Below are 23,906 nucleotides of genomic sequence, written 5' to 3'. Positions count from 1 at the left end.
GGCTTGCCCGGATGCTCTATATCATGACCTTCTCATGCTGCTGCGAGAACATGGCCGTACGCAGGCCCGTAAATTTGTTCTTTACGATAAAATAGCCGTCGCCAAGCTCCATATCTTTCTCCTGGCTCCCATACGGGAACCTCGTATTGAACAGGCTTTGTTCCTTGAGGCTGCCGAGCAAGAGGCCAGTTTGCTCCTCCCGCAGCACTTTGCCCAGGCTATCCCAGTTATTGGCGAGCTCAGAGGTCTGATCCGCAGCAATAACGGCTACCTTCATGCCGCGTTCATGCTTGGCAATGCGCTCGATCAATTCCTTGAGTGAATACTGATCCCCATTGGTCAGTTCACTTAAGTTATCGATGACGAAGATCATCTGCTTCCAGGAACGCACCAGGTCATTCAGGTCGCCGTTCGCCTGCCTAGCGGCCAGGAACTTGGCACGCCGGTCGTCCAGCTCTTGCTTGATTTTATCAATGAAGTCGTACATGTCTTCGATCTGCGACAAGTCTGTCACGCTAGGCAGCTTCATTAATTCATAGATTCCCATCGAGTTGGAATCGAGGGCATAGACCTCCAGTTGGTCCGAACCCAGCTTCTCATCCAGCATGCTGATCCATGAGACGAGCTGCGTGCTCTTGCCCGACATCGCGTCGCCAGCGATCATGATCACCGGCGTAGCCGTCAAGTCCACGTAGACTGGCATCAAATCATGATCTCCCAGCCCGATGGCCAGCAGCTCTCCGCCCTGGTTGATCTCTTTCATGTCGATTTTGGCAGGCATGATCGGGATCGGCGTCGCCGGCTCAACCAGGTTCTCCCTGGCGAAGAACTCAAAGTCTTGGATGAGCTCTTCCATGCTCCGCGCACTGAACTCGGGAATGGCCGTCTGGAATTCGAGCGGCGGCTTGCCGCTGACGAGGCCTCTACCGGACACCTTGGCCGGCTCCAGGCCCTCCGTCCGTCCGACGATGTTGGCGTATTCTCCTTTATCCGTAAGCTGCAGCGCCACCGCCATTTTGAAGTTCACGGACAGCTTGTAGCGGACAAGGGAGGCGTTCGTGGCCGTAACGACCATGTAAATGCCGAACTTGGAGCCTTCTCGGGCCAATGTGACCATTTTCTCGTCGATTTCTTCGTAAGTCTCTGACAGCGCGAAATAGTTGTCGATGACGAGTACGATGGCCGGGAGCTTCCCGCCATTAAGCCTGTAATCGTTAAAACCGTCGCTCTGGCTTTCCTCGAACAGCTTCTTCCGCTCGTCCATCACCCTGAACAGGAATAAGACGAACTGCTGGATCGTCGACTCCTGCTCCAGCGTCATGACTCCGCCGCAATGCGGCAGCCGTTCGAACAGCTTGAAGGAGGAGCCCCCCAAATCCATGACGTACAAATGAACGTCGGACGGTGAATACTTATAGGCCAGCGACATGCACAGCGATCTCAGAAGATACGTCTTGCCCGTACCCGGAGAGCCGTACACGAACAGATTTCCCTCGGCCGCAAAATCGATCGCAAGCGGTTCCTGCAGTTGGCCCCGCGGATCATCCACCAGGCCGACCGGCGCGCTGAGAATCTCTTCCTCCCCAGGCCAGCCCATTTCCATATCCAGCCCTGTTCCCGGAGCGTACAAATCGTCCAGGAATACGGTATCTGGAAGCGGCGGCAGCCAAGGTCCTTTAAGCGACTGTACGCCGCTCCGTTCCGAGAATGAGATGATGTGCTCGACCATGCACTTCAACTGGGAAGGCATTTCCTTCAGCGCGATCTTCTCTTCCTCCAGCGGATAGATTTGCTCGGCGCGGCCGTGAAGCGAAATTTCGTAAAGGCGTTTCGTGCGGTTCTCGCTCTTCAGCATTTCTCCTTCCGGGTCGTAATCGGCCCCGGAAAATGCTGATTGGAACAGCTCGAAAATTTCGTCGTTGCCCACCTGTATATAAGCACGGCCAGGCTCCTTGATCATGGCCGCATCCGGCCGTTTGATCACGTCCTTGCTGTCAGCCTCATCCTGAACCTTCAGACAGATTTTAAATTTTGAGTTGCTCCAAATCTGGTCGTCCACGACGCCTGCCGGCTTCTGCGTCGCCAGGATCAGATGGACGCCGAGGCTTCGGCCGACCCTTGCGGTACTGACAAGCTCCTTCATGAATTCTGGCTGATCCTGCTTCAGCTCGGCGAACTCGTCGGCAATCATGATCAAATGAGGAATCGCCGGCATGCGGCCATCCTCGTTCTGGCTGTAATAGAGCTTTTGGTATCTGTCTATGTTATTTACCCCATATTCAGAGAACACACGCTGTCTCCGCATCAGCTCACTCTTAATGGACAAGAGAGCGCGCGTCGTCTGATTTCCGCCCAGGTTGGTAATCGTCCCGACCAGATGCGGCATGCCCTTGAAAATATCGGCCATGCCGCCGCCTTTATAGTCGATCAGCACGAACACGACATCATGCGGATGATAGTTGATGGCCAGGGAAATGATGATGCTCTGCAAAAGCTCACTCTTCCCGGAGCCCGTCGTCCCGGCGACCAAGCCATGCGGACCGTGACCGGTCTCGTGCATGTCGAGGTGGAACAGGCTGCCTCCAGCCTTGATCCCGATCGGCACGCTCATGCCCTTGAACGGCTTGTTCCTCGTCCAGCGGGACAGCAGATCGACTTCCCCGGTCGTCTTGGCCTGCAGCATATCCAGCAGCGTCAGCGAGGTTGGCAGTGCAAAGCTCGCGCTCGAATTTTTGATCCGCAGCGGCGCCATCCGGCGCACGGCCTCCTCCAACTGCCGCATGGGAACCTGATCCGGGATGAACGTCGATTTCTCGCCGGATTCCCGGTCAGCCAACTCGCCGTTCTTGCCCTGAAGGACGATGACCTGCTTACAATTCATCGGCAGATAAGCCTGATTTTTGGCAATGTATACCGAAGACACTCCAAGTGAAGCGCATTTGTTGTACAAATATTTGTTAATTGGCTCCTCCTCCAAGAGGGAAGGGTCCTCGATGATGAAGACGAAATGCGGAAGCGGGCTTCCTGTTACCTCTTTACGCTCACGTTCTTTCAGTACCTCGTTCAGCCCGCCGAGCACCTGATGCGCAATTGCTTTGCCGCAGAGCAGAAACCTCGCATCGAACCCGTCCGTCCACAAATGCGGCAGCTGCCGGAGCCAATTCCACTTCTCCAGCCCTTCCTCCGCAGCCAGCACAACAATTCGCACATCGTCGTACCCGTGATGCGTAACGAGCTGCAGCAGCATCTGTGTGGCGATCGCGAAGGTCTTCTCTTCCTCTCCGGCAATGCCGCAAATTTCCGAAGCCATCAGATTGATCGAGACCGGCACATCCTGAACCCGTTCGAATTCAAGAGCCAATCTCTGCGGCTCCATGATGAGCGGGTCGCTCTCCATGATGATCGCCTGCTTCGTATATTTGATGTGCAGTGCCGAAGGAACGCTGCCTACCCCGAGACGAAGCGACAAGAAGTCCGGGGAAGAAGGCGTTCGCTCCCACAGCCGGTTATCGATTTCCTGGATGCGCTGCAGACAGGCCGCAGGCTCCGGGTTCATCTCGTTCATAGCTTTGATTTGCTGTTCTCTGGCCAGCATTAGCTCACTGCGGGTATCCGCAATAAATTGCAAATACTTCTGCTCGCGCTCCTTCTTCTTCTTCCGGTACTTCTTAATTTGCGAAGCGGCGGTAGCAAGCGATACGACCAATGTCATAACGGTCATCGCGATAGACAGCATCATGAACATCGATTGATATGTCAAGGCGAGCAACAGTGTTATGACCAGCATCACGACCGGCGGAGCCAATAACGTGAACCAGGATATTTCCGGCTTCTCATAGGCATGAGGCGGATTGGGAATGTCGATTTCTCCGCCGGGCATTTCTGGTAAGAAACGGGGCTGACGGCTAAATTCATAGTTTTCGTTAATCATATTTACCTCACGACTCCGTAATGACTTTCTCTGCTTGGCCGCCGGTCAGCGACATCTTGTACCATTCGAACCGGCTGCTGAAATAAATCGTATCGCCCAAAATATGAATATGGTCGGCGCTCTCCCCGCAAATGCGGATTTTGCTGCCTGTGTCCGGATCGATGCGATATACCGAGCTGTCATTGCTGCGGTTGGCGCAATAAATGTAACGCCCATCGCTATTCAGGCTATTCGGCGATACGTCCGCATAGACTTGCGCTTCCCCTGTTTGCAGATGCAGAGCGGTCAGCAAATACTGGTTCTTCGTGTCGGCGAATAGCAAGTCGTCGCCGATTTTCAGCAAATGGGCGGGTACGGATTCCGAGAGCTGCTCGCGGTTGCTTCCGCTAACATGACACGACCGGATTCCTTGCAGGGTTCCGTAATACACCTGCTCCCCTTCTACGACAAAGCATTCCACCGGCTCATCCGTCACCCGGGATTCGCTTCTCCCATCGGTCAGACAGCGATACAGCTTATGATCGGCCTCGCTCTTGTAATACAGCCAATCTCCGTTTAAGACGAGGCCATAGCAAGGGCGGTCGATGAGCAGTTGAGTGCTTCTTAATGACAGATCCATGCGATACAATCGGTGCCCCTGGCTCTGATCGCTGTAATAAATGCTGTCCCCCCTCTGGTTCATGAACCAGAACACGCCTTCCAAGAGGGATGCATCGCCAGAGAACCGGCTCTGCAGATGCGTGCCGGAATAATTGCGAATATCGGCAAGCAGCAGCTTGTCTCCGGCCTCGCAAATTAAACCGCCAGTGCTGATGTTGTAATTCACGCGGGTCCACTCCTTCTAAATGAGAGTCAGCAGCGCTCCGAAGGCCACGCCTTCTTCTTCCAGCGTCCGCGCGGGATCGAGTATGCGTCCAAGCGGTTCGGCCTGAAGCCGATGCTCCGGAGTGATGGACAGGCCCAGCGCGTCAGACAGCATGGTCAGCAGTTCCCCTGAAGTAACAAAAATAGGCACCTTTAATTCCTTGGTATAGTTCTCGCCGGCTTGTAGCGTTACCATGACATAGTCCATCTGCTTTCTCCCCTCCCTTAGTTTTTGACCGACAGAATCAGCATCCGCTCGGATTCGAGCTGATAAGCGACGTCCTGTCCGGCATCTTCGGCCAGCTGCAAATACTTGGTCTGGAACTTATATTCCGATTGGGCCTTCAGCTCGACCTCCGTTACCAGCTGCTCTGTCAATTCATTCATCTCTTCCTTAAATTCAACGGTTACCGTGAAATCATTGTATTTGCCATTCGTGGATGCGAAGGTGAGCTCACGCGTACTCAGCCCCTCATTCGTCCAAGTCAGCTTCAAGGCATTCTCGAACGCCTCTGCGAAATACTTCACGAATTTATCTTCATCAACCCTGGCATCCAAATCCCTATGAAACTCATAAACCAGGCTGCGGTCCTTCGCCGAACGCGCCGCATTACTAAGGGCCGACCCCAAAGCGATCTTCTCTTTCCCTAGATACAAGAGCTCAGCCATAGGCTCCAGCAGCACCGACAGCAATAGAAGGAGCAGCAATGCTACAGCTATATTTTTCATATTCCCTCTATTCCCTCTTATTCCAGGTATTCATAATACTCTAAGTCTTTGTAATGCTTGAGCCCTGTCGTTGTAAGTGAGAAGGAAACCGGAATCTCCCGCTCGTATTTCTCCCCCCACAGCTTAATGCTAAGAGGATACACCGCTTCGATCGTTACCGTGACGGGATGCCCTCGCTGCTTGTAGGGCTTCTCGAGATCCGAGGCGTCTTCGTACAATGAGGCATCCCAACCCTCAGCGGAATGCTCGCCGCCCCCTTCTTTTTCAGCGGAAATGACGATTTGATCGGCCTTATCCCGGTACACCGGGCGGTCACCCAGCTTCCTGAGCGTATCTTCCTTGTACTCGTTCTTTAGATAATTATCGCTAGCCACGACCTGAGACAAATGGAAAGTTTCCACCACCAGCGTCATGTACCAGGGAAAAAAATAAATGAAGTTCGTAAACAACAAAATAGCTATCGAAACGAGAATAGAGACGAGAATCGATTTTGCAAATGCGCGCATTTCATTTCACCTTTGCCTTAAGTAGTCGCCTGCGTTAGGCCATCATGTCCTCGATCGCTTTCATGAACATCTCCCATATCTCTTTGATCCATTGCTCCAAGAAGGTATTCCGGATTAAAGTAACGGCTACGGCGATGATGACGATCACGCCAACAGTAACGGCGATTTGCTTCACGCCGATGTCTCCGCGCTCCTCCTTCCAGAAAGAGAGTTTCTTCTCCCCCTCCTGCTTGCTGTTCCGCTTGCGATTTTGATATTCCATACCCAATGCCCTCCTATACTTTTTATAATTTGTTTAAAATCATCCGGTTTATTGAAACATTTTGATAGAATCCAAGATGGTGAATAAATAATAGATGGCGATGTAAACGACCAAAACGAGGATAAGAACGAGCTGGATCCGCGAATTGGTTCGCTGCCTTTTCTCCAAGTCTTCTTCCAGGGCCAGAATCCGGTAGCTGTCTACTTCGTTCTTGAGATATACCATCTGCGAAATATTGTCATAGCCTTTGAGCCGGGTCTCCATCAAGTCGCAAAATTTAATGATGTAATGGATGGGAACCCGCTTCTTTAGCTGTTTGAGCGCATATTCTTCGCCGTACTCGATATTGTCAAGCATCACGCCGAGCTCCTCCGCCATATCGTGATTCGCATTAGGCAAGTAATCCCGGATGACGTCCGCGAGGTAAATATTGACCGACTTCGAGTACTGGTAATACACCATGCTGTAAAAAGCCGGAAAGTCAAACGCAATGTTCTTGTTCTTGCGCTCAATCTTCTGCTCCATTTCGGAGATCGGGTACAGCCAGCCAAGAATGATGAATATCGCCGTAATGTAACCAAGCAGCAGGTTGGCGCTCATAAATATGGCTGTAACGATGACCCCGGCTGCAGCGTAAAATATTTGCTCTGCCCGCAGCTCCTCTGGCTTCATCGGCAGATCGAGCCGGTCGATTATTTTCTGGTACCGCATGCGCTCTGCGTTTCCAAGCAGCCTGCTGACGTACTTGGCGGCGAATTTTCGCTTGAAGCCTTTGAGCTTATCATTGAACTGAGCATTCTTGCGTTCCTTCAAGTATCTGCGGTTTCGCTTCTTCTGCTTCCCCTGTACGGGCTTGAAAAAAGGATATATGAATACCTTCACCAAATAGAGAATGGCGGCAAGCGCGCCGAGCTTGGCAAGCATCGTCATTTCCTGTCACTCCCCGGCCCCAGATTGCCTTGGAGCGCCTGCGTGCGGGCAAAGCTGAGGCATATGATGCTGATCATGACCGTGTTGATCATTTTGCCGAAGGTGCTGTACAGCATGAATTCCCTGAAATCATCCACCGACAAGGCGTAAAGAAAGAACAACACGATAATGACGGTTTTTAATAGAAAATCCCGGTTCATCTTCCGGAAAATCCGGTCCTTCCGCGCATTGATTTCACGCAGCACCGCATTCTCATCCACGATATCGAGAAAGATATCAGCCATACCCCTCCGCTCGTTGTATTCGAAGACGATCGCCTTCTTGGCGAAGTTGTCGAACTTGGGTCCGAGCTGGCGATTCAGCAGCTGGATCGCCTGCTTGAACGAGTATCCGTTATTCTCGCAATTATCGATGAACTGCTGGAAGTAAGGACGGATGCCCGGCTTGATGTACTCGTCGCTTTCCATCACCTTTTTGATCGCGATCAGCACGCCTTCCCGGGCCAAGGGACAAATGATATCCTCGGCATCCATGATGCTCTCCAGCTTCTCGGCCTTGATCGCTTTGGACTGCATGACGAAGTAGGTTAGCAGCCCGATGAATATCGCTACGGTCACGACCACGGCCAGAGTGACGTTCTTCATGAAGACTACGACGATCAGCACCACGATCGCAAAAGCAATGCACAATAGCGAGGTGAAACTCTCCAGCGTCAGCGGCAGATTGAAGTCGAGAATAAGTCCTTCGACGAGCCGGTTGTATTTAGCGTAAATATTTTCCTTCTGTTTGACGATGCGTTCCTTCTTGACCCGCTCCACATAGCGCTTCGTATTGTACCTGCCGAGATGCTCTGCCAGCGTATCAAGCATGCCGAGAAAGAACCGGCCTGTGCCTTCGAAGAAGCGGATCTCGAAGATGGCGTTAAACACGATGAATGCAGCAATCCCCAAAGATAGACTAATAATTGCGTTGGTATCCATCGAATGCGTACTCCTCTATTTCGTCTTCCCCCGGCGGCTGTGTCAGGAACTCGAAGCGGCTGCGCTTGATGCCCGCCTTGATCATTGTCTGCTGCACTTTCTCGGACAGCATGCCGACGCGTTTGTGCTTGCCGATGATTTTGAGCACGCGGTGAGTTCCATCCTCCTCCAGCACGTCCTCCGATACAAATTTGTAAATCGGATTTACGATCGGCTCCAGCCCTTCAGAGCCCAGCACCTCGGAAATGGAGGTGACCTTTCTGGTCCCGTCGGCCAGCTTCTCCTGGAACACGATGAATTTGACGGCGCTGCAAATGTTGCGGAGCGCCAGTTCCGCCGGCTCATTAGAAGCCATCAGATAGGCGGTCAGGAAGCGGTAGATCGCCTCCCGGTCGCCCTCGGCATGCAGCGTCGTGAAGAAGAAGTGACCGGTTTGCGCCGCCCGAAGCGCGGTCGCAAATTCCCCAGGCGTTCTCAGCTCGCCCGGGCCAATCCAATGGGGCGATTGCCTCATGGCATTGATCAGCAAATTTTCCATCGTGGCCGGACTCGCGTCATCGTCATCCGGAACGGATTCGTATTGCAGCACGTCGTTGATGATTCTTCCGTGCTCGCTGTTTCCCTCCCTCTGCAGCAGCCGCATTTCCGAAGGATTCTCAATCGTAATGATCCGGGAGAGCGGATTGATCTCCTTGACCATCATTTCGTTCAGCGTCGTCTTCCCGCTGCCTGTCGGCCCTACCGTAATCCAGGAAAGATCGGCTTTGGGCAGCAGGGACAGCAGCTTGAACATATTCACGGTGAACGACTCATTTCGCAGCATCATTTCCGGGGTAATACTCTTCTTGCTGAACTTCCGGATGACCACCGCTGGCGCATCGTAAGGCGAAATGTCGGCATGGGTAGCATTAACGCGGTATCCTTCGATCGTACGGGCGTTAACCATTGGAATTTTCGGTGTAAGCCGTACTTTGGAGACACCGAGCAGTTTGGATATGATCCGTTCCAAATGCTCCCGGTCGATAAAGTGTTGATCCCATGGGATCGTCTTCCCGCCGCTCTCTACGAAGATTTGATCCGTGCCGTTGATCCGAATCTCATCGATCGTTGGGTCCTCCATCGCCTTCGTGATCGGACCGTAATGAGTGATTTCATTAGTTAGCGCCTGCTTCAATTCCACCAGCTCAAAATATCCTTCAACGACCGGCTTCTGCGAATCTACAAATTCGTTGATGTATGATTTCGTCATCTCGCGCTTGCGGGCGGGATCATTCTCCCGGCGGAAGGCGTGGGTTGCTACTTTCGTTATGTATTTCTGGCACAGCTCCAGCGCTTCTTCGAACTGAATGGTTGTGTATTTATTTTTCAGTTCCTCCATATCTTCAGGCTTGCTGATCTGGTGCGCTACTTTTTGCTGCATGTCGCTGATTTTTGCACGGGTAAGCATTCGATCTAATCCCCCCTTACTGGTTGCCGAGAATGTCCGCTAATTTCCGCATTTCCCGCAGAAAATATTTGTTCACCAAAGGGTTATCCCTCACGTACAGCTTTCCTTCGAGCGATGAGGCATAGGCCGCTTTGATCAGCGGCAGGGACGCCACGATATTGAAGCCGAACTCCTTGAACCCCTTGTAGTCATAGTTGATATCCTGAACGTTCATGAGAATGACGCTCGTGAATTTCGCCGTGCTGATGCCGACGGAAGCGGCAAAATCAAGCATACGGGTCATATTGCTGGGAGCCTCCATGCGTTCCGTGGCCGTAAAAAAGCCGACATGCGAGGATTTCATTGCCCCCAGGCAGAACTCAAGCGGCGGATTGTTCGGAATATCCAGCAGGATGATATCGAACATTCCTTTGAGCGTGTCGATGACCCGCTCCAAATGCTCGAACTCGAAATCGAAATATTCCTCGAGCAGATCATGCGGGCTTGGAGACAGCACGTATAAGCGTTCGTACTTCGTGGCCTGAATCTCTTCCCGGAAATCGACCTTGTCGCTTTTCAATAGCCGGATCAGCCCGCCCCCTCTCTTGCTGGGCTTGGCATCCAGGTAGTGGTAGATGTTCGGATTGAACACCTTCAAATCAACGATGCAAGTATTCAGCCCTTTCTGCGCCAGCAGATAGCCTAGGTTGCTAATGATCAAGGCGTTGTCCACCATATCGCACGCTGGGATAAAGCCGACGACGCTGTAAATCAGCTTGCTGTCCTGCAGCTCCGTCCCCATTAATTCCTTGGCCGAAATTTTGCTCAGCACGTCATCGAGCTTCAGTTTTTCGTGTTGATCCATGACTCCACCTCTCTTTGCAAAGTAGGCAGCTGATCCAGAATAACCTGGCTGTTCTTGCGGCTCAGAATCGTAATCAAATATTTCTTCCCGTCATAGCCGTTATATTTGGCGAATTTATCGATTTGCTCCCTCGTTCCTTCGAGGAGCAGTGATCTCGGCTGAATGCTCTTCAGAAAGTCATTACTCTTCATGACCTCCTGCCGCTTGTCTTCGCTCAGCTTGAGCACCTCTTTGTACACCTCGTAAATCGAATGGCTGCTGGAATTGAGCATGTCCCGGACTTCGATGCTGTCAAACAGCACCTCTGTCTTCATTTGGGTTCGTGTGGAGACAAATGCATTCGGATTTCCGGAGTTATCCGGCACTTCCTGCTCGAACGATACGCGAATTCTCACTTTATCGCCCGGCATGAGAATATCCCCGCCCGCCTCAAGGAAGTTGTACGGCAGTGTGAGCACCTCATGCTCCTCTCCGAGCTCGTACAGCCATTCATTTTGCAATGGCTTCTCTTCCATCAGCTGATCCTTGTACAAAATGCTGCCGTCCCGTAAATAGTATTTTGTAAATTTATCCGTCACAGAAGTTAGATTTTCAGCCAAAATCATATCTTCGGTATATTCCTTCCGGATGATGGCATATTTCTTGATTTGTTTATCCGTTAAAGCGACATATGCTGGTATTCCCCCGCTTTGACTGACCTTCAGAACTTCTACCGTATCCTTGGCCGCCTCGTTGGCATTGTTCAATACGATAAAAGACACGACGATCACGGCAATACTGAACAGTAGAGCCAATATCTTTTTGAACAGTTTTTTGTTAGGGGAGACGCTTTTTACTGTACTTAAGTCCATGAACCTACGCACCCTCCATTAATCTTAGAAGCATTTGTCCAAAAGCCTTCTCAAACTCGGCTCCCGTGTTCGTCACGGGGATGTCCGTCTCAATTTGTGCGTCGAAAGCGTCGCTGTAAGGGACGACTCCGGCCGTCTTCATTTCGTACTGAAAGGAATCGCTGATGCCTGAGGCCAGTATTTCGCTCACCTTTTCGGGTGCAAATAGCGCGCCCTGGAACCGGGAACGGTCGTTGTATTTTGTCACGATGACCTTCGATTTGGCATTAAAATAAGACGCCTTCTCCCGATCGAGCACCACCTCTACATTACGAGCCGTACTGAGGACCGCATGCAAGTTGTTCGGTATACATAAGCCGAATACGTCGATATGGATCATCGTCTCTTGAAAGCTTCGAAATAAATCAAGCGGCATATCTAGCAATACGAGATTGAACTTCGTCCTAAGCACTGAAATCAATCCTACCAATTTCTCGCTGTTATAGAATTGTTCTAATAACATGCGGTCATTGAAGGAGTACCCGAGCGATGTAAGCCAGAATTGGTCTTTGATATTAAAAGCTGTCGTCATATACTCCTGGGGCCTGGCGAGCGTGCGAATCAGCGATGCGCCCATCTGCTCATCCTTGTTCGTCAGGTCATGGAAACGGCTGAAGTACATATTCATGCTGCGGTATTCCGCATCCATATCAACAATGATGCTGCTCAGCCCGCGTTTGCTGGCTTCATGAGCCAGGTTGACAGCAGTGCTGGTCAGCCCGTTGCCCCGATGGCCAGTGACTGCGACGACTCTGCTGATCCCGCGGCTAATGTTGGCGATGTCCTTCGTCAAACGGTCAGTGGCCGTCCGCTCAGTTGACGCCTCTGTCTTCGAGCGGAAACGATCGAAGAAGGAGCGCTTCTTCTCAGCCTGACCCGGCCGTGCTTGCTGCTGCTCGTGCATGAATATGGCTTCTGTCTTAAAATCATTATGTATAGGGGCAGGGGCAGTACTCTTCTGACTTTTCTGACTCATCTGTTCGATAGAACGTTGAAATACTTCTGCCGGAATTCTTGCCGTATCGCTGATAACTATTGTCAAGTGGTCAAATCGCTGTGTCAGCATGCTCAGCTCAAAAGGCTTCATGAAGTCTCGCGTGACGAGAACGACAGGAATTCTAAAGGTGCTGTTCTCCCCTATCCATTCCAGCAGCAGAATGAGCTGCTCCCGATCAAGGCTCGGCTTTTGAGTGAAGGCTTGATCCGTAATGAGGATTCCTTCACCAATAGGATTTCCACCGTTCAGATAATCCGACAAATTTCGCAATTCAAGAGCATGAGGATGAACGACTGTTGTCTTTTTAGGCAGATACTGCGTCACGATTCTATGAAACCCACCACTAACGATAAGCAGCTTCATATGTTCACCTACTAAAGAAAAAATCATTGTATTTAGTAATATTTACCTCACTAATGCTGATCATTATACAAGTAACCTATAGGTCGTACAATACCTTATTTGTATAAATAATCCTTAATATAGACTAATTTCCTACCTCTAAAGGTCTTAAGTTCCACGAGATTTTAAGAACAGGAATAAAGTAGTAGGTACTATTTTTTGACAAAATTCGGGAAATGGGTGAAAATATTGGCATCTTTGATCGAATCGCTCGGGGGAGTGTCTATGAAAATATCGTTGGCGGCCGCCTTCTTCTTGCTCCTGCTGATTTGCAGCATCAGCGATATTAGAAGCCGAATCATTCCTAATCGCCTCGTCATCGTGCTGTTTCCATTGGGATTGCTTCATAGCTGGCTGTATATGTCACTGGCGGACGCCCTATTGGGAATTCTGATCCCTTCCATCTTCTTATGGCTAGCCAAGTACAAGCTCGATTTCTATATCGGGGCAGGGGATATTAAGCTATTATCGGCTATCGGGATTTGGATCGGCTGGTATGCCAATATTTATGTGCTTCTAGCGGGCAGTGTGATTGCCCTCGTATATGCGGGGATAGCTGGAAGCTTGCGCCGAGGAAAAGTATCGTCCATTCCATTTGCTCCATTCCTGTCCGCAGCAGCCATAGCCGTTTATGTAGGGATGGTTATTCTACAGCGATAAATCGGCGGTTGGTTGGCGGCAGTTGGTTGGTCGGCGGCAGTTGGTTGGTCGGCGGCAGTTGGTTGGTCGGCGGCAGTTGGTTGGTCGGCGGCGGGTGGTCGGCGGCGGGTGGTAGTTGGTTCTCGGTAGTTCGTTGACGGCTGTGTGGCTTGGATGGCTGGCTAAACGACTGGATATATGCAAACCTAAACGGACACAGAGGACGCTATTTGTGAAATAACGAGGAATCTTGAGAGCTAACGGACCTACGTTCCGCTATTGCTCCCAAAAACCTGTTTATTACAGTCAATTTGGTCGAATAAAGGAACCAGTGTCCGTAAGCATAGCAAAAGAGAGCCTATTTTAACAAATAGCGGATCTCCTGTCCGTTAGCAGGTGACCAGCCCATGAGTTCAGCGAATTCCATCAATTCCATCAGTCCCATCAGTCCCATCAGTTCCATCAGTCCCATCAGTCTCATCAGCCTCATCAGTCTCATCAGTCCCATCAGTCTCATCAGTCCCATCAGTCTCATCAGTCTCATCAGCCTCACCAAGCTCATCAGCCTCATCAGTCTCATCAGTCTCATCAGTCTCACTCCCATCACTCCCATCAATTCCACTAACCCCCAAACCACGCACTGAAGATCAAAGGGGCTGCCAGAAAGTCAGCTATTACTGACTTTCTGGACAGCCCCTTTAATTAATTTCCTCCGTAATCGAGCCTAGCGCGCCCCGATATTCGTACCGTTTGGCGTTCCTGAGCCGATTAAATCGCTTCCTGAAGCAAGCTTCAGGAAGTTGCCCAGATTTGGAGAACCATCGCTGTTGCGCGTCAGCGTAGGAATCAGGCTGACAAAGTCCTCAGCGCTGGCGAGAAGTCCTTTGGCGTTTTCGCTTTTTTTGTTCTTCCACCACACGTTCGTGCTGGACACATCGATACCGCTAGTCTTATCGCTTGCCCCGCCCTGGAAGGATAAATTGTTCGTGAAAATATGCGTGCCGACATCGAAGGCGAAATTGCTCTGCCCGTTCGCCCAGGATGTATTGTTCTTCATTTGGATCGAGCCTGGATTGCTATTGTAAGTGAAGCCATGTTTTTTGTTTTGGAAGGCGATGCTGTTCTCGACAATGTGGTTGACTCCGATCTTCTCTCCGCCCAGTTTGAAGCCGTTCCCATCGCTATTCGTCGTCGAGGTGCCATCGGAAGTTTGGCCATTATGATGCGCAATGCTGTTGCGGATCGTGACCGCCCCAATCGGACCTGTATCGGATTTGGTATATAGATCCCAGCCATCATCAACGTTATATGCTGCGATACAGCCGTCAAATACGTTGCCCGGCCCGACTGTCAGCTTGGCTGCAAAGCCGTCTGCATCCTCCCCGTCATCCGGATCGTAATTGTCATGAGAATACGAATTGATAACCAGGTTATAGCTTGGCCAATCATTGAATTGCGCGGTTGAAGCATAGCGGCCAATTTGAATGCCTGTATCCCGGTTATGATGCGCCTCGACTTGATCAATTCGGTTGTAATTGCCGCCGATGTACAGCCCATTATCGCCAGCGCCCTTGATTTCAAGCCCTTTAATTACCCAGTAATGCCCGTATAATTGAATGCCGCGGTTCGTAGAGGCAAAAGCCTGAGCCGAGAAATCGAGGACCGGCTTCTCATTGCCGTAAGCCACCAGGTTTTTGCGGGCGCTGGAGGTACCGTTATTGCCGCGTTCAATCGTAATGGTAGAATTGAAGCTGTACGTCCCACCACGCATATAGATTGTTTTGCCCGGAGCTATTTTCGTGATGGCCGCAGCAAGCGTGGTCGGTTTATCCAAAGTTCCCGGGTTGCTGGCAGTGCCATTTGCAGCTACGTAGAGATCCCCATCTGCAGGTGCTGGCACGCCTGGATCCGGATCAGGATTCGGCGGCGGATCGGTTGGCGTCGTGCCTCCTTCAAGTTCCGTAACGGTGACGTTATCGAATTTAGCCAATGTTTTGCCTGTGACGAAGTCGACCGCTCCAGTGGTTAGGCTGGAATCCGTGGCGGTCAGCTCCAGCGTGTTGTTCACGTACATTTTAATCGTAGATCCCGACAGTTCCAGTTTGACGTTATACCATACACCCGTTGACAGCGGATAATCCTTGGTCACGAGCGTCGAGGAGGAACCACCTACCTTCTTGCGGATTTCCAGTTTGCCTCCTCCGCTATTATAGAGCGAAGCGGCGTAATAGTTGTTGCCGTCCTTATAACGGCCTGCCACATGAGTACGGTTGGTTCCATTGAAATCTTCTACTTTGACATCGGCTTGCGCAGCATAATTTGTCCAAGAGGAACTTCCAGCCGAAGTACGTCCTTCGCTCGTGCTAGTCTGGGAGTATACATAAGAATTTCCGTCCTTCACCACGGACCAAGTGCCAGTCGTGGCTGTCCAATTATTACTGTTACCGCTTTCAAAATTGTCGCTGAAAAGTGCAGCCGCATTCACCTGACCGCTTGGCAGCCATGGAAGAATGAGGGCCAAGCATAAAGCAACGGTGATGATTTTATAATTGCGGAATTTAAACGGAATAACGGATGATTGGGAATTCATGATCATACCTCCATTAATAAAGGATATATTGCCCCTTTCCCTACACCTTAAGAAACATTAAGGATGCTCACCTCCCTTTAAACACGAATTACACTTGGATGCGAATGCGTGCGGCTATTTGTAATGCTAAATTTTTAAAGCGGTTACATCAATAATCATTTTTACATATTATAGTTAATATGCCTTTTTCGGGAGTCTACAGGCTTTGCTTGTCCATAAAAAAACCTTGAAGACATATACGTCATTCAAGGTTTTAATCTGCAAAATTGAAATCACTATTCAAATGGATATTTCAGACCCCATTGGGCTCGTACCTGATCAAGCAGCTGCATGATCCCGAGCGATTCGGCCAAGGTGATTGCACTGCTCTCGGTTTGCCCGGCCAGCAGGCATCTGCCTACCTCCTCGGCTTCATAAGCATATCCCGCAAAATTCCGGTCATCGGTTACCGTTTCCGGCTCCTGTCCTTTAACATGAAGAACAGCCTTCGTCGCGTTCAAAAATGAAGGGATATGAATCGAACCTTCCGTCCCGTAAATATACGCTTCGTTCGTAAGATCGAGCCTGACCGCACCGTGAAGGGAAGCCGAACGCCCTTGACCATAATCCAGCAATATTGAAAAGTGCTCGTCGACTCCAGTCTCTCCGAGATGGGCTGTACTCCAAACCTTCTCTGGATTTGGACCAAAAATCATAGAAGCGAAAGATACCGGATAAATCCCTGCATCCAGCAATGCACCGCCTCCAAGCTCAAGATTGAGCAATCTTCCGCTTGGATTCCAGTCGCTGCGGAAGCCGAATTCCGCCTTGAGCAGCTTAACCTCACCGATCTTCCCTTCCTCCAGCCACTTTCTGACCTGAACGATCGGCGGCAAAAACCGCGTCCACATCGCTTCCATCATGAACAAGCGTTTCTCCTTAGCCAGAGCGGTAATCTCCTCAAGCTCCCTGCTGTTCACCGTGAATGGCTTCTCGCACAGAACAGCCTTTCCGCCTCGCAGAGCGGTTATCACATTGTCCCGATGATAAGGATGCGGCGTCGCCACATAGATCGCATCAATCTCTGGGTCGTTGGCTAACTCCTCATAGCTTCCATAGGCACGGGGGATATTAAACTTCGTTGCAAACTGATCCGCGCTATGCTGAGTACGCGAGCCAACCGCCAACCCGTCCCCGTTGCTGACATGCGTTAAATCTGCGGCAAATTTCTCGGCAATCCAGCCTGTTCCCATGATCCCCCAGCGGATTGCCTTCGTGGCTTTCTCCTTCATACCCTTTCCTCCCAGTCGCTATTTAGCGGCGCTAACCTTCGCGGTTTGCTCCATTCCCTCATACTACCAACTTTTAGACGGAATCACCAGTTGGATAACTATCGGGGCTAGGCTATAATGAGAGCGATTTGTACATGTTAATCTAATAGAATTAAAGCAAGGTGTTGATTATAGCGATGAATACACGTCAGAAAGAAATTTTGCGATTGCTGTTAAGCGATACAAGCCAGTATTTTGTAGCACGTGACATGGCGATAAAAGTAAACTGTTCGGAGAAAACGATTCGGAATGACCTCGAAGTCATTGATGCCTACCTGGCTGAACAAGGGAATGCCAGGCTGCTGCGCAAACCGGGTATTGGCGTGAAGCTCGACATCGAAGAGCACGAGCAGTCCAAGCTGTTCAACCATTTGTTCAGCTCTGTCCAGGAAAGCGGGTACGAACGGGACGATAACCGGATTGCCGCGATCGCCTACGAGCTTCTAATGAACACCAAGCCTACAACGCTTCAGGAATTGGCAGAGAAATATTACGTCAACCGGGCCATCATTAAAAGAGACTTGGATTCACTAAATCCATGGCTGGAAAAAAGGAAGCTTGCCGTCGTATCCAAGCAAAAGGTTGGCATTACGATCGAGGGAGCCGAGAAAGACAAGCGAGCCGCCCTCTCTAAAGTGTCCCAATTAATCGGCACTACGACCAATCATTTCATCAAAAAGCAGTTTGAAGCCTATGAGGTGGATATCGTAACCCGGGAATTAAAACAGCTAGAGGAGGATCAATCGTTTCATTTTACGGACGAGGCCTTCGATAACCTGCTCGTTCATACTCTGCTTATGATCCGCCGTACGAAGCTGAATCAGCCGATCTCCTTCTCCAAGCAGGAACAAGCCTTTATTCGGGAAAAAAGAGAGTACCAGTGGACGCTCGCCTTTACTCAGCAGCTAGAGCGCAGCTTCTCGGTGCATTTCTCCGCGGATGAGCTCGCTTACTTAACGGCACATTTATTAGGCGCCAAAATCCGTTCCCGCAGCCGGATGGAGACAGCCGATCTGTCCGGGCAACCGCTGAAAATTACCACGGAAGTAACCGAGCTCGTACAATCCCTTCTGCGGAAAATGTCCAGCCTGACATTTATTGATTTCGGGCAGGACGCCGCGCTCAAAGAGGGACTGAGCATCCATTTAAGCACAACGATCCATCGCTTGAGCTACGGGCTGAGCGTAACGAACCCGCTGCTGCAGGATATTAAGAAAATGTATCCCTACATGTTCAGCATGGTGATTTATGCCGCCAAAGAATTGAGGCGCAATTTCAATTTTGCGATTCCGGAAGATGAGGTCGCTTATCTTACTCTGCATTTTCAAGCATCCATTGAACGGTTAAACAAACAGACGAAGCTCATTAGGAATATCATCACCGTATGTCATATGGGGATAGGCATCTCGCAAATTCTGCGCTCGAAGCTGGAGCGCAAATTCAGCGCTGTCCAAGTGCAGGACTCTGTTCGAAGGGCGGATCTGAAGGCATACCTGGATCATCATCCGGTGGATTTCATCGTATCCACGATTCCGCTCGGCGACATTGATGTTCCTTATATTGAGGTATCCCCTTTACTGGAAACCGCGGACGAAAAGAAGATAGCCGATTTTCTTGGACAGTTGGAGGATCATTCGCCGGATGCCTCGGCTTCTTTCTTGCAAATGCACACGAAGCCGTCGTTGATACTTACGCAAATCGAAGTGTCCCATCGCTTCCAAATTATCGAGCAAATGGCCAATCTTCTGTATGCCAAAGGCTTTGTAGATCACGACTATGCTCATCAGGCTCTGCTGCGGGAAAGAGCCTCCTCAACGGCCATCGGCGGCGGGATTGCCATCCCGCACGGCGATCCCAAGCTGGTAAAGCAATCGCAAATTGCCATTGCTACCTTAAAGGAACCGTTGGAATGGGAGCAGGACAAGGTCTCCATCGTATTCATGCTGGCGCTGCGGAGTCAGGATCAGGAGAATACGAAGAAGCTGTTTCATCGGCTTTCGCTGCTTAGCGAGCAGCCCTCCCTGGTGGAGCAGTTGATCCGGTCCGAACACCCGGGAGACGTCTTCTCGCTCTTATAAACACATTTTGCCGGAAGCTGCGGTAAAAATTTAAACTATTCCTTTGTTTTATTCGGGTAATATTGAATTGTAACCGTTTTAAAAACAAAGGGAGGTTAACTACATGAAGTTTCTAGCCATTACCTCATGCCCCAACGGCATTGCGCACACATATATGGCTGCCGAAAATTTACAGAAGGCAGCCGACAAGCTGGGGATCAGCATGAAAGTGGAGACCCAAGGATCCATAGGCGTTGAGAATGAATTTACGGAAGAGGACATCGCCCAAGCGGACGGCATCATTATTGCCGCCGACAAACATGTGGACAAGAACCGATTCGTCGGCAAAAAGCTGTTGGTCGCCGGGGTCCAGGATGGGATTCGGAATCCGGAAGCTTTGATCGAGAAGCTGATTCGCGGCGATGTGCCTCTATATCAGGCTCAATCTGGGCAAGAGCCTTCCGGCGGCAGCGGGAAGCAGCAGGCGGCCAAGCAAAACCAATTTTACCGCCATTTGATGAGCGGCGTATCCTATATGGTTCCGTTTATCGTCGTGGGCGGGCTTCTGATCGCGATTGCCTTATCTATAGGCGGGCAACCAACGCCGGGCGGACTGCAAATTCCGGAGGGCTCCTTCTGGAAAATCGTCGAAAGCCTGGGCGGAGCTTCTTTTACTTTCATGGTGCCGATTTTGGCCGGATTTATCGCCTTTAGCATCGCAGACCGGCCAGGTCTTGCTCCCGGGATGATCGGCGGCTTCATCGCCGCAAACGGCAGCTTCTACGGCAGTGAGGCAGGCGCCGGATTTATCGGCGGAATCATTGCCGGCTTCCTGGCAGGTTATGTGGCGCTATGGATCAAGAAATGGAAAGTGCCCAAAGCGCTTGCTCCTATTATGCCAATCATCATCATTCCTGTATTGGCATCCCTGATTGTCGGGTTGGCCTTTATTCTCCTGCTGGGCGGACCGATTGCCAAGTTTTTTGAAATCTTAACCTCTTGGCTGGCCAGCATGCAAGGCACGAGTTCGATCTTACTAGCTTTAATTCTTGGAGCAATGATCTCCTTTGATATGGGCGGCCCGGTGAACAAAGTTGCCTTTCTGTTCGGATCGGCCATGATTGGCGAAGGTAACTATGAAATTATGGGACCGATTGCCGTCGCGATCTGTATTCCGCCGATTGGACTTGGACTTGCAACCTTCCTATTCAAGCGGAAGTTCCATGCTACCGAGCGGGAATCCGGTAAAGCTTCATTTACAATGGGATTGTTCGGAATCACGGAAGGCGCCATTCCTTTTGCATCGCAAGATCCGCTGCGCGTCATTCCAAGCATCATGATCGGCTCCATGACGGGTTCCGTCATCGCTATGCTTGGCCAAGTCGGTGACCGGGTAGCGCACGGCGGCCCAATCGTTGCTGTACTAGGCGCGGTCGATAACGTAGTCATGTTCTTCATCGCCGTCATTATCGGTTCCTTCGTAACGGCGCTGATGATCAAGCTGCTGAAGAAGGATGTTGTTCAGCCTCAATTCGCTGTGGCTGGTGGAGCGATTGCAGAAGGCAAGGCTAACGGTAAAGCTAAGATTAAAGCTGAGTCTGAAATTTCCGCGGCGACTGAAGCTGTTGCTGCACCTGCTGCAGAACCTGCAACCAAGTCTGCGGCGGCAGAGCAACATAAGCCTGTTAATAAATTGACGGATATTATTAGCTTGGATCTTATCGAAACCGAATTAACGGCCACATCCCGTGACGGCGTCATCGATGAGATGATCGAGAAGCTGCAGGAGAATGGAGCGATCAGCTCTGCTTCCGAGTTCAAACAAGCGATACTAAACCGTGAGCAGGAAAGCTCGACCGGAATCGGGATGAACATCGCGGTTCCTCATGGGAAATCAAGTGCTGTCTTGGAGCCCCGAGTCGTATTCGGGATGAAACAAGCTGGTATCGATTGGAGCAGTGTTGACGGTACCCCGGCCAAATTGATCTTTATGATTGCGATTCCTGCCGAGAACAAAGGCAATGAGCATCTCAAAATATTGCAAATGCTCTCCCGCAAACTGATGGACGATAACTTCCGGGATCAGCTGTTACAAGTTCAAACGAAACAGGAAGCCTACGCGCTTCTGGATGAGATTCATTAGAGCTTAAACAAATAGCCCCTTCACAGGATCAACAGATTTTGTGAAGGGGCTATTTTCAAACCATTTTAATCTACTATTTTAGCTTGTAGTAACACTACCGGTTACCGGTTCCTCTGTCTCTGACGGCAGGTTATCGCCGGATTCCTCAGGAGCCGTTGTGATGTATACGGTCTGCGTCGCACTGTCCCATTTCACCGAAGCGCCCAATGATTCGCCGATGAAGCGGATCGGCACCATGGTATGAGAGCCGACGAGTTGTCCCGGCGCATCCAGGTTGATCACCTGTCCATTCTTCTTCGCAGCTTTGCTGCCCAGAGTCAGCTCGATTCTCGTATCATCTTTGGTAGCGACAACAGATTGGGTCTGAGCGTTCCATTTTAATGTAGCGCCCAGACGCTCAAAGATGGCTCTCATCGGCACGAGCGTGCTGCCGTTTTTCATGACCGGCGGCTGTTCAAACGCCATTACTTCGCCATCGATGATGACTCTGATTTTATCGAAGCTGATTTGCAGCTTGTCCGGTGTAATGCCTTTCCCGAAATTACGCTCCCGGATGGACGAAATTTGCGACAGGCTTGCAGCCCGTTGCTGCAGCAATTTCTCTGCACTGCTGTTGCGGAGTGCGATAATGGACGTTTCTGTATCAGTTTTTAGCCGATTCATATCACTTACCGCTTGATCACGGGCGGCCTGCAGATCCTTTCTCGCATTGGCAAAAATCGCAGCCATTTGCTCTTTCGCCGTGGTCAGGCTAATGCCGCCTTGCGCATATCTCCACATCGTACTGGAGGAATACGACGGATTGCTCTCATTATCCAGCTTCCACATCAGGCTGCTGCTGTAGTTCGGGTTCATCGTATTAGCATATTTCCACATAATGCTTGATGAATAAGACGGATTAACGTTATTGCTGTATTTCCACATCAGACTGCTGGAATAGTTAGGGTTAATCTCATTATTGAATTTCCAATGGATGCTCGAGGAATAGCTCTTTGCACTTTCCTTGCTGTACTTCCATAGGGGGCCGGAAGAATAATTCGGGTTAATCGCCCGATCATATTCCTGCAATTTGCTCCGATAGCTCGACTGTTTGCCGTAAGCCGCCTGCAGCTGTTTATAATCCTCTCTGAGCAGCTCCGTCAAATAAGCCAGATCCTCGTCCAGCAGCTTCTCCAGCGTTGCCTGATCCTCCCTGGACTTCTGCAGGAATTGCTCGTAATCTCCCCGAATCTGCTTCAAATCCGAGTCATACTGGCCCTTGAATTCATCGTGGATCGCTTTATACTGCTGCTCCATTTCTTGAATGAACGCATCGTCCGCCTTCGCGGCCTGCGCGTTGCCGCCAGTAGCACCAAACAATCCCGCAAGCATCGCGAGAACGACAACGAGTATGTAGTATTTGCGTTTGATAACTTTCATGCATCCTTCTCCTTTGCTAATGATCTCGTCGGTTACAAGGGGTTCGCCAACGAAGCTGAAAAACCTCTAATTTTGTCGAAATCAGCACTTTATGACTGTATGCCACCTTTAATCAAAACTTTTGTCCAGGGAATTAATTCCCATGCCTATGCCGATCGTCAATTACAAAAGTCATATATAATAGAAGAAACATAAAAAATCCCCCTGCTGAAGCCAGCAGAAGGATTTATTTTGATGCTCGCTCCTCCCTATCGAAGGAACTGATGTCTCTTATTTATAGTAGGAAGTGATCAGAGGAATAATAAATCCCGCTTCTTTTGCCTTCGTAACATTAATTGCAATGTTCTTCACGCCGGCAATGTCCACCTCGATCGTTTGCATTCCACTACCCGGCGATATGCCTTCGACTTTTTTCAGCAGGATATTGTTATCGTTGTCTTTAATCTCTATGTATTCCACGTTATCGCCAACCGCTGCGAATTGCAAATACAGTTTCTTATACTTCCCGTTCGGGCTGAAAGCCGCATAGTTGAAATTCTCTCCCGGAGGACTAAATAACACTTCTTTGTAGTCCTGTCCATTAAATGTGGTCTGGCTAGGATCTTTGGAATAGAGCGTATTGTTAAAATCCCCCTGCTTGACCGGAACGCCTTCCGATTGCTCTCCCAAAAGCACCTCATTCGCCTCGGCATCGTATTTCACGGGCACATTCAAGACATCCGCCACAGCCCTTACCGGCAAATAGGTAGTGCCATTGTAGGTAATGGGCAGTACAGCTTTGCCGTTTGCATCCTTAAGCTCGGCGATATTCCCATCGACGCGGACTTTAATGCCTCCGTTTAGAAAAGCCTTGATCTCCTGAAGCTGAGAGCTGGCAGCTGCCCCCAAGCTCATTCCGCCAAAAAGCAATACGGCCCCTCCGACAATAATCGCCAATTTCTTCTTCATCCTATTCTCCTTCCACCT

The 23,906-nt window shown here is 50.4% G+C and carries 19 protein-coding genes and 1 pseudogene; 3 read left to right on the top strand and 17 right to left on the bottom strand.

Features of this window, described 5'->3' with window-relative positions; all coding sequences use genetic code 11:
• Positions 1-16 precede the first annotated feature (16 nt).
• The 12 genes from essC to ACYUJT_RS19165 are packed head-to-tail and all read right to left on the bottom strand — an operon-like array spanning position 17 to position 12,704.
• The gene (gene essC, locus ACYUJT_RS19220) at positions 17-3,931 is read right to left on the bottom strand and encodes a type VII secretion protein EssC (RefSeq protein ID WP_460325230.1); all 3,915 of its coding nucleotides are present in this window, start codon (positions 3,929-3,931) and stop codon (positions 17-19) included.
• 7 nt (positions 3,932-3,938) lie between these two features.
• Positions 3,939-4,757, bottom strand: coding sequence for a DUF5050 domain-containing protein (locus tag ACYUJT_RS19215; RefSeq protein WP_460325228.1), 819 nt, complete (start codon positions 4,755-4,757; stop codon positions 3,939-3,941).
• 15 nt (positions 4,758-4,772) lie between these two features.
• On the bottom strand, positions 4,773-5,003 hold the full coding sequence (locus ACYUJT_RS19210) for an EsaB/YukD family protein (RefSeq protein ID WP_460325226.1): 231 nt from the start codon (positions 5,001-5,003) through the stop codon (positions 4,773-4,775).
• Positions 5,004-5,020: 17 nt separating this feature from the next.
• Entirely contained in the window at positions 5,021-5,524 is a 504-nt protein-coding gene (locus ACYUJT_RS19205; RefSeq protein WP_460325224.1) for a hypothetical protein, read from the bottom strand.
• Between the two features lie 17 nt (positions 5,525-5,541).
• Positions 5,542-6,030: a hypothetical protein gene (locus ACYUJT_RS19200; protein WP_460325222.1), complete on the bottom strand. Its 489-nt coding sequence runs from the start codon at positions 6,028-6,030 to the stop codon at positions 5,542-5,544.
• A 34-nt stretch (positions 6,031-6,064) separates the two neighbouring features.
• Positions 6,065-6,292: a hypothetical protein gene (locus ACYUJT_RS19195; protein WP_460325220.1), complete on the bottom strand. Its 228-nt coding sequence runs from the start codon at positions 6,290-6,292 to the stop codon at positions 6,065-6,067.
• Positions 6,293-6,340: 48 nt separating this feature from the next.
• Positions 6,341-7,222: a hypothetical protein gene (locus ACYUJT_RS19190; protein ID WP_460325218.1), complete on the bottom strand. Its 882-nt coding sequence runs from the start codon at positions 7,220-7,222 to the stop codon at positions 6,341-6,343.
• Positions 7,219-8,202: a hypothetical protein gene (locus ACYUJT_RS19185; RefSeq protein ID WP_460325216.1), complete on the bottom strand. Its 984-nt coding sequence runs from the start codon at positions 8,200-8,202 to the stop codon at positions 7,219-7,221. The genes ACYUJT_RS19190 and ACYUJT_RS19185 overlap by 4 nt, the downstream gene beginning before the upstream one ends.
• Entirely contained in the window at positions 8,180-9,649 is a 1,470-nt protein-coding gene (locus ACYUJT_RS19180; protein ID WP_460325214.1) for a CpaF family protein, read from the bottom strand. The genes ACYUJT_RS19185 and ACYUJT_RS19180 overlap by 23 nt, the downstream gene beginning before the upstream one ends.
• 16 nt (positions 9,650-9,665) lie before the next feature.
• Positions 9,666-10,493: a hypothetical protein gene (locus ACYUJT_RS19175; RefSeq protein WP_460325212.1), complete on the bottom strand. Its 828-nt coding sequence runs from the start codon at positions 10,491-10,493 to the stop codon at positions 9,666-9,668.
• The gene (locus ACYUJT_RS19170; protein WP_460325210.1) at positions 10,472-11,344 is read right to left on the bottom strand and encodes a CpaB family protein; all 873 of its coding nucleotides are present in this window, start codon (positions 11,342-11,344) and stop codon (positions 10,472-10,474) included. Before ACYUJT_RS19170 ends, ACYUJT_RS19175 begins: the two co-directional genes overlap by 22 nt.
• Before the next feature lie 4 nt (positions 11,345-11,348).
• Complete coding sequence (locus tag ACYUJT_RS19165) at positions 11,349-12,704, bottom strand: hypothetical protein (protein WP_460325208.1); 1,356 nt, start codon at positions 12,702-12,704, stop codon at positions 11,349-11,351.
• 303 nt (positions 12,705-13,007) lie between these two features.
• Here ACYUJT_RS19165 and ACYUJT_RS19160 point away from each other — a divergent pair, with 303 nt between their 5' ends.
• Positions 13,008-13,442 carry a prepilin peptidase gene (locus ACYUJT_RS19160; protein ID WP_460325206.1) on the top strand — a complete coding sequence of 145 codons (435 nt, stop codon included), beginning with the start codon at positions 13,008-13,010 and terminating at the stop codon, positions 13,440-13,442.
• A gap of 337 nt (positions 13,443-13,779) precedes the next feature.
• Here ACYUJT_RS19160 and ACYUJT_RS19155 read toward each other — a convergent pair whose 3' ends face one another.
• The 3 genes and pseudogenes from ACYUJT_RS19155 to ACYUJT_RS19145 all read right to left on the bottom strand — a co-directional run bounded on the left by ACYUJT_RS19155 (position 13,780) and on the right by ACYUJT_RS19145 (position 17,282).
• On the bottom strand, positions 13,780-14,010 hold the full coding sequence (locus ACYUJT_RS19155) for a hypothetical protein (RefSeq protein ID WP_460325204.1): 231 nt from the start codon (positions 14,008-14,010) through the stop codon (positions 13,780-13,782).
• A gap of 135 nt (positions 14,011-14,145) precedes the next feature.
• Positions 14,146-15,309: pseudogene (locus tag ACYUJT_RS19150) on the bottom strand (right-handed parallel beta-helix repeat-containing protein); the annotation flags it as partial.
• A gap of 977 nt (positions 15,310-16,286) precedes the next feature.
• Entirely contained in the window at positions 16,287-17,282 is a 996-nt protein-coding gene (locus ACYUJT_RS19145; RefSeq protein ID WP_460325202.1) for a Gfo/Idh/MocA family protein, read from the bottom strand.
• Positions 17,283-17,458: 176 nt separating this feature from the next.
• On the opposite strand from ACYUJT_RS19145, the gene ACYUJT_RS19140 reads away from it, so the two are divergent.
• Together ACYUJT_RS19140 and ACYUJT_RS19135 are read left to right on the top strand one after the other, a co-directional pair.
• The gene (locus tag ACYUJT_RS19140) at positions 17,459-19,399 is read left to right on the top strand and encodes a BglG family transcription antiterminator (RefSeq protein WP_460325200.1); all 1,941 of its coding nucleotides are present in this window, start codon (positions 17,459-17,461) and stop codon (positions 19,397-19,399) included.
• A 103-nt stretch (positions 19,400-19,502) separates the two neighbouring features.
• The gene (locus ACYUJT_RS19135; protein WP_460325198.1) at positions 19,503-21,521 is read left to right on the top strand and encodes a fructose-specific PTS transporter subunit EIIC; all 2,019 of its coding nucleotides are present in this window, start codon (positions 19,503-19,505) and stop codon (positions 21,519-21,521) included.
• A gap of 78 nt (positions 21,522-21,599) precedes the next feature.
• Here ACYUJT_RS19135 and ACYUJT_RS19130 read toward each other — a convergent pair whose 3' ends face one another.
• Together ACYUJT_RS19130 and ACYUJT_RS19125 are read right to left on the bottom strand one after the other, a co-directional pair.
• Positions 21,600-22,940 (bottom strand): copper amine oxidase N-terminal domain-containing protein, encoded by a 1,341-nt coding sequence (locus tag ACYUJT_RS19130; RefSeq protein ID WP_460325196.1) that lies wholly within the window; start codon positions 22,938-22,940, stop codon positions 21,600-21,602.
• A 270-nt stretch (positions 22,941-23,210) separates the two neighbouring features.
• The gene (locus ACYUJT_RS19125) at positions 23,211-23,888 is read right to left on the bottom strand and encodes a stalk domain-containing protein (protein WP_460325194.1); all 678 of its coding nucleotides are present in this window, start codon (positions 23,886-23,888) and stop codon (positions 23,211-23,213) included.
• Between the last annotated feature and the right edge of the window lie 18 nt (positions 23,889-23,906).

Source organism: Paenibacillus sp. YSY-4.3, assembly GCF_054767475.1.
The sequence above is the reverse complement of the archived record's forward strand: the minus strand, read 5'-3'. Positions and strand labels throughout refer to the sequence as shown.